Here is a 6,386-nt window from a genome sequence, read left to right as displayed (position 1 = left end):
GGGGTGGCCCTGGGGGCTGGGTGTTCCTGGACGAGCCGGAGCTGCACCTGCGCGAAGACGTGCTGGTTCCGGACATCGTGGGTTGGCGCATCGAGCGGATGCCACGTGTTCCCCGTGTCGCGGCCTTCACGCTGGCTCCTGATTGGGTCTGTGAAGTGCTGTCGCCCTCCACGCGGAAGCTGGACCGGGAGGCGAAGCTGCCCGTGTACGCGTGCGAGGGCGTGCGGCATGTGTGGTTGATGGATCCGACGACGCTCACGCTGGAGGTGTTCGGTCTGGTGGACGGTCGGTACACGCTGCTCCTCACGCACACAGGGACCGCCCCGGTTCGGGCGGAGCCCTTCGACGCGATGGAGTTGGACCTGCCGTTCATCTGGGATGCGCAGTGAACAGCAGGCGGCCGGGCGCTGACGGATTCAGGTGCGCGGAGGCACGGGGCGCGGGAGGCTTGGCGTCATGCCGTTGTCTCCGTTCTCACTGCTCATCGCGCTGGCGGCCCTCCTGGGGCACCTGTACCTGTTCCGGCGACTCGTGTGGAACCTCACCCCGCGCCGCGTGCTCCGGCTCATCGCCGCGTTCACGCTGGGGGGCATGACGCTGGTGCTGGTGGCCCGTCGCTACCTGGAGCGCACGCTTCCAGAAGCCCCTGGCGATGTCGTGGAGCTGGTGTCCTATTCGTGGATGGGTGTGGCGCTGTGTCTGGTGCTCGCGCTCGCCGGGCTCGACGTGGCCCGGGCCGTGATGTGGCTGGGCCGTCGTCTGCGTCCTGACGCGGCCCGCGCGTCCGTGCCCGCGCCCACCGTGGATGCGGACCGGCGCCGCTTCCTCTCCCAGGCGACCGCGGGCGGTGCGCTCGCGCTGGGTGGGGGGCTCGCCGGTTATGGGAGCTGGCGCGCCTTCACGGCCCCGGAGGTGACGGAGCTGGTGGTGCGCATCCCCCGGCTGCCCCGTGCACTGGAGGGCCTGAGCATCGTGCAGCTCACCGACCTGCACGTGGGTCCCTTCATCCAGCGGCGCTTCATGGACGAGCTGGTGCGCCGAGCCAATGCGCTCAAGCCGGACCTGGTGGCCATCACCGGAGACCTGGTGGACGGCTCCGTGCCCCGGTTGGGCGGCCACGTCGCGGCGCTCGGCAACCTCCAGGCGCGCTACGGGCGCTTCTTCGTCACCGGCAACCACGACTACGCGTCCGGCGCCGATGCGTGGGTGGCGTACCTGCGCTCGCTCGACATCACCTCGCTGCGCAACCGGCACGTGCGCATCGGGGACGCAGGCGGCGCGTTCGACCTCGTGGGCGTGGACGACTGGCACGGCGCGCGACGCCTGGGCCAGAAAGGCTATGACCTGGAGAAGGCGCTCGCGGGACGCGACCCGGAGCGCGCCGCGGTGCTGCTCGCGCACCAGCCCGCCAACTTCAAGGTCGCCGCGCAGCAGGGCGTGGACCTCCAGATTTCCGGACACACCCACGGCGGCCAGCTGTTCCCCATGACGGCCCTCATCGGGTTGCGCTGGGAGCACTCCGCCGGCCACTACCAGCAGGGCGATTCGCACCTCTACGTCAGCCGGGGCTGCGGCTTCTGGGGACCGCCGATGCGGCTGGGCAGTCCCCCGGAGCTCGTCAAGCTGGTGCTGACTTCGTGAGGAACGCGTCCAGCGCCGCGTTGACCGCGTCCGGATGGTCCAGTTGGATCCAATGTCCGGCGCCCTCCACGACCTGGTGGGGAACGCCCTCGGCCAGCCGGTGGAGGCTGCGCGGCATGTCGTTGTCCGGCGCGACGAGCGAGAACTTCGGGCCCGGGTAGCGCCCGAGCGCGGCCGTCAAATCGAAGTTCGCCCAGGAGCGCTGGGTCGCCACCACCGCGGAGAGCGGGGTGGCCTCCAGGTCCGCCAGCAGCCGCTCGCGCACGTCCGCCCGCGTGCCCGCGGACTCCGCCCAGTCCTGCCGCAGGGCCTGCGCCACGTCGGGCGCGTCACGGGAGGCGAGGAAGGCGTCTCGCTGCGCGTCGGGGATGCGCCGGGCGTCCGTCATCGGATCCACCAGGAACAGGCCCGCCACCTGCCGGGGATTCTCTCCCGCGTACGACAGCGCCACACCCGCGCTGATGCTGTGCCCCACGAGCACGAAGCGGCGCAGGCCCAGGGCGCGCACGACGCCCCCGATGTCCCCGGCCAGCGACTCCAGCGCGTAGTCCTCCGGCTCCGGCAGCGTGGAGCCGCCATGGCCGCGCAGCTCCAGCGCGATGCCCCGGCGGCCCGCGGCGGCCAGGTGCTCCAGTTGCGCCTGCCAGTGGGAGGCATTGCCCGCGAGCCCGTGCACGAAGACGACGGGCAGCGACTTCCCACCGCCGCCGGTGTCCACCAGCCGCAGGTCTCCGGACGGGCCCGCCACGCGGAAGTCCTCGAAGCGGACGCGGTGGCCGACGAAGGCCTGGCCTTCCGCGAAGGGCACTTCGTAGTGGGTGACGTGCACGTCCCGGTCGATGAGGTAGCGGTCGTCCTCCGGGAAGAAGATGGCGCGCTCCGGCGTGTCACCCGCGAAGCGCTTCACCGCGTCCATGGACTCCCAGAGGGTGACGAGCAGGAACTCCGCGCGGCCATCCTCCACCTTGCGCAGGCAGTACGCGGCCAGGTTGCCCGGCGTGCGGCGGTAGTGCGTCAGGCCCGTCTGGTGGAGATAGGTGAGGTAGGCGTCGGCGTCTTCCGCCTTCGTCACCCCGCGCCAGGTGCGTGCGAGCATCGTGGTGGATCCTCTTCCCTCGAGTTGGTGCCCGACGTGTAGCCCGGCCCGTGACAGCCCGGCCACCGCGCGGCGGCCGGGGTGCGGGAAGACGACACTTCACGGCGTGGCCGGGGCCCGTCCGGGACGCACCCGGGGGCCCCGACAGCGCCCTCTACCGAGGCGCGGGCGTCGCCGTGCTGGCGCCGAGCGCGGGCGGCGAAGCGCTCATCGCTCCGACGGACCAGGTGCCGTCGTAGCCATCCGGGTCGTCCACGCTCTTCTGGAGCACGACGCCCACCGGCTGCGCCGTGCCGACGCCGCGCAGGGCCTGCTGCCCGCAGGTGTCCGCCGTCATGCCCCGGCAGACCCACGCGGAGCCGGCCGTCCTGGCGACGTCGAGCGACACCAGCCCGGGCTCCGACACGAGCAACCGGTGCGTCATGAACTCCAGCGACGGGTTCCAGGGCGCGCCCACGTCGCGGCGCGCGTGCAGGTTGCCCACCAGCACGATGAAGGTGTCCTGGCGTGCCTCGCTGCGCGCCTGCCGGAGCTGTTCGGCCATGGTGGCATCCCGCTCCTTGCCGCCCGCGTCGAACGCCACCAGTTGGAGGGGCAGTCCCGCGTGGCGCCAGTCCCGCACCTGCTCCAGCAGCTGCTTCATGGCCTCGCTGCTCCGGCCGTCCTGCACCTCACGGCGCCAGAAGTCGCTGTCGGTGAGCTGCTGGGCGGTCGCGTCCGTCTTCGCGAACCAGGCCTCCAGGCGCGCCTGCTCCGCCACGGGCAGCTCCAGCGCCAGCCGCACCGGCTGTCCCGAGGACGCCGCGTGACAGGCGAGCCGCGCGGCGAAGGCGGGGGCCTCCTGCGTGCCGTGGATCTCCCCCAGCACGACGAAGGCGGCGGGCTTGAGCACCGCCTCCATGCCGGGGATGGCGGGACCGCAGTCCACGCGCGTGTGCGCTGCCTGGGCCACGGGCGCCGTCGGGGTTTCGCGCGCCGACCTGCAACCACCGAGGATGAGGGGGACCGCCAGCAGCGACCCCAGGGACATTCGCATGGAGAGGCATCTCCTTGGAGAGACCAGGAAGGTCGCAGTCTGACCCAAGCCACGCGCCGCGCGGGCGGTGAAAAGAGGACGGCCCGCCCCGGGCGTACCGGAAGCGGGCCGTCGGCTTCGTGCGTCACGCGGACGCGGCGCGTTGGATCAGCTCGTGGAGATGGCGGCCCCGGCGCGGGACTCGCGTTGGGTCGCGGCGAGTGCGGAGCGCTGCAACCACCCGGCGAGCCCCAGCATGGCGAGCCCGGAGGTGCGCAGCGTGCGCAGCAGCTCCACCGTTTCGGTGGGGTTGCCGGGCAGCACCATGCCCAGCCATTCCCGCGCGTCGTAGAAGAGCCACACCGCGCCGGACACGCCCATGGCCCACCACACCCAGGCCAGCCGCCCACCGCGCAGCATGTACGCGACGCGCAGGATGGGGGCGACGAGCAGGATGGTCGTCATGTCCGCCAGCGTGGACGCGAGCGCGATGACCGCCGTGCACGTGGCCGCGAAGCCCCGGCCCAGGTGGCCCACCGCCGTGACGAGCGCGGGCCCGCCCACGACGAGCGCGGACACCGCCGCCACCGCCCAGAGCAGCGTCGCGCGCGGGCTGGATGGAGGCTGGAGGCCCGACTGCTGGTAGGTGCGCGCCAGCATCACCAGCGCGAACGTGGTGCTCACGTTGGCCAGCACCACGACGACCATGCGCACGGGCAAGAGCGGCGAGTCGACGAACGGCACGTCCGGCACCGCGTGCATCCAGTAGCTGCGCAGCGCCGTGCTGAGCAGCGACAGCCCCGCGCCCACGGTCAGCAGGCCCCACACGCGGCGCAGGTAGTCGCCCGGCGCGAACGACAGCGCCGCCGCCAGGGTGCCCAGCACCGCGAGCAGGCCCACGGTCCAGCCCGCCACGTCCCCCACGAGCGCCAGCCGGCGCGCGTCCTGGAGGGCCGTGGCCACCGAGGCCAGGTGGATGAGCTGGAGCACCGCGACGGCGCCCAGCCAGGGAACCACCGACCCGGACGTGCGGCCCGGAGAAGGGGAGGCGCTCATCGCAGCTTCTCCATGGCCGTGGAGAACTCCGAGAGGATGACCTTCGTGTGCAGGGCTCCGATGAAGGTGTTCAGCATGGGCTTGAGGCCCTCCAGCAACTGCGGCAGCTCCTGCACGCCCACCTGTTCGGGGGGACGCTTCAGGGCCCGCAGCGAGGCGGTCTGGATGGCCATCTTCGCGGTGAACCCACCCAGCAACGGCTCCAGGTGGCGCATCAGCACGTCTTGCCAACCTGACGCGGTGGGGGGGACGGACGAGGGGGTCTGCAACGTCACCTCCTGGGGGAGACCCACAGCGTAGGGACTGTTGCAGACCGGCGCGAGGGTCCGGCGGTGCTTCAGCCCGCACAAAATGCTCGGGCCGGTCTGTATTCCCCGCGACCTCCGGAAAACGGTGCGACTAACGGCGGCGCGGCTTCTTCTCGTCGGCCGTTTTGGCGACGGGCTTGGGCTCGTGGGGGCCCTTGAGGACGTCCTCGAAACGGGACTTCAGCTTGCGCCGCTTGAAGAAGAGGGCGGTGCGGCCGAGCAGCTGCGCGAGGTCCGAGCCGGTGTCCGCGGCGATGCGGTCCGCGACTTCGTGGCGACCGTCCGGGCCTTCGTTGATCTTCACCTTGATGAGTTCGTGGTCGTTCAGCGCCTGCTCGACGGCGGCGATGACGCCCTCGGTGACGCCGGACTGGCCGACGAGGACCACCGGCTCCAGGTGGTGGCCGAGGGCCCGCAGGTGGCGGCGTTCTTTCCCGGTGAGGGGCATGGGATGTCTCCTTGAGAAGGGCGCGGGTGACGGGGCCTCTGGAGGCCCCGGACCGGCGAAAAGGGGCGCACCCTACTTCTTTTGGGCCGCCATGCGGACTTCCCGCATCGCGTCGATGTGGTCCGGTTGCAGCTCGACCGTGCGCTTGAAGTGCTTGAGGGACCCGGTGACGTCGCCGCTCAGCTTGGCGATGACGCCCAGGAAGTAGTGGGCGGGGGCCATGCGCTCGTTCTTCTTGATGGCAGCCTGGATTTCCCGGAACGCCTCTGGCTGGGCGGCCTTCTTGTCCGGGGAGGCGAGGAAGCGGGCGTAGCCGCGCCAGGCGAAGAACTCCGGCTCCTCGGCGTTGAGGGCGATGGCGTCGTTGAGCATCTTCACGGCTTCGGGGTACTTGCGCGCCTTCACCAGGATGCAGGATTTCTGGAAGAGCTCCTCGGCCTGGAGGATGGACTGGATGTCCACGCCGTCGCCGCCGCCGCTCTTGAGTTCCTCCAGGTAGGCCGCGCGGCTCTTGTCGTCGGTGAGCGTCCGGTAGGCGTCGCCGATGTACGCGAACACCTCCGCCTTGAGCTTCTCCAACTCCGGCGGCGCGCCCGGGGGCAGGGTGTCCGGGTGGTAGAGCTTGGCCATGCGGAAGTAGGCCACCTTCACCGCGCCGCCGTCGGTCTGTTCGGTGAGGCCGAGCCGCTGGAAGTGGTTCTGTTCCTTCAGGGCCGCGGCGAGCGTGCGCAGCGCGGGCAGTTCGTCCGAGCCGGGCGCGGTGGCGGACGCCGCCGGGGCCGGAGCACCGACGACGGGCGGACCGGAGCGGGCGCCAGGGCC

8 protein-coding genes are annotated in these 6,386 nt (G+C 71.6%); 2 read left to right on the top strand and 6 right to left on the bottom strand.

All coding sequences use genetic code 11. From position 1 onward, the window contains the following. Together D7Y13_RS36505 and D7Y13_RS36500 are read left to right on the top strand one after the other, a co-directional pair. Nucleotides 1-389, top strand: a 389-nt coding sequence (locus D7Y13_RS36505) for a Uma2 family endonuclease (protein WP_147452582.1), incomplete at its 5' end; no start/stop codon positions are given. Between the two features lie 67 nt (nt 390-456). After that, entirely contained in the window at nt 457-1,641 is a 1,185-nt protein-coding gene (locus D7Y13_RS36500) for a metallophosphoesterase (protein WP_120583659.1), read from the top strand. Here D7Y13_RS36500 and D7Y13_RS46055 read toward each other — a convergent pair. The 6 genes from D7Y13_RS46055 to D7Y13_RS36470 all read right to left on the bottom strand — a co-directional run. Next, nucleotides 1,619-2,737: an alpha/beta fold hydrolase gene (locus tag D7Y13_RS46055; RefSeq protein WP_158620369.1), complete on the bottom strand. Its 1,119-nt coding sequence runs from the start codon at nt 2,735-2,737 to the stop codon at nt 1,619-1,621. The genes D7Y13_RS36500 and D7Y13_RS46055 overlap by 23 nt on opposite strands. 154 nt (nt 2,738-2,891) lie before the next feature. Continuing rightward, nucleotides 2,892-3,773 (bottom strand): TraB/GumN family protein, encoded by an 882-nt coding sequence (locus D7Y13_RS36490; RefSeq protein ID WP_147444296.1) that lies wholly within the window; start codon nt 3,771-3,773, stop codon nt 2,892-2,894. A gap of 147 nt (nt 3,774-3,920) precedes the next feature. Then, nucleotides 3,921-4,808, bottom strand: coding sequence for a hypothetical protein (locus D7Y13_RS36485; RefSeq protein ID WP_120533383.1), 888 nt, complete (start codon nt 4,806-4,808; stop codon nt 3,921-3,923). After that, a complete protein-coding gene (locus D7Y13_RS36480; RefSeq protein WP_244222422.1) occupies nt 4,805-5,077 on the bottom strand; it encodes a hypothetical protein in 273 nt (90 codons plus the stop codon). Before D7Y13_RS36480 ends, D7Y13_RS36485 begins: the two co-directional genes overlap by 4 nt. Nucleotides 5,078-5,207: 130 nt before the next feature. After that, nucleotides 5,208-5,564 carry a ribosome assembly RNA-binding protein YhbY gene (yhbY, locus tag D7Y13_RS36475; protein WP_120533385.1) on the bottom strand — a complete coding sequence of 119 codons (357 nt, stop codon included), beginning with the start codon at nt 5,562-5,564 and terminating at the stop codon, nt 5,208-5,210. Between the two features lie 72 nt (nt 5,565-5,636). Beyond that, on the bottom strand, nt 5,637-6,386 hold a 750-nt coding region (locus D7Y13_RS36470), incomplete at its 5' end, for a DnaJ domain-containing protein (protein ID WP_147452581.1).

This window comes from Corallococcus praedator (assembly GCF_003612125.1).
Classification (GTDB): Bacteria; Myxococcota; Myxococcia; order Myxococcales; family Myxococcaceae; genus Corallococcus; species Corallococcus praedator.
This window is presented reverse-complemented; position numbering and strand designations above follow the sequence as displayed.

Bases quoted from the DNA above. Each gene is read 5' to 3' on its own strand.
- D7Y13_RS46055 (WP_158620369.1), bottom strand. From the start codon at position 2,737: ATGCTCGCACGCACCTGGCGCGGGGTGACGAAGGCGGAAGACGCCGAC.
- D7Y13_RS36500 (WP_120583659.1), top strand. From the start codon at position 457: ATGCCGTTGTCTCCGTTCTCACTGCTCATCGCGCTGGCGGCCCTCCTG.
- D7Y13_RS36490 (WP_147444296.1), bottom strand. From the start codon at position 3,773: ATGCGAATGTCCCTGGGGTCGCTGCTGGCGGTCCCCCTCATCCTCGGT.
- D7Y13_RS36485 (WP_120533383.1), bottom strand. From the start codon at position 4,808: ATGAGCGCCTCCCCTTCTCCGGGCCGCACGTCCGGGTCGGTGGTTCCC.
- yhbY (WP_120533385.1), bottom strand. From the start codon at position 5,564: ATGCCCCTCACCGGGAAAGAACGCCGCCACCTGCGGGCCCTCGGCCAC.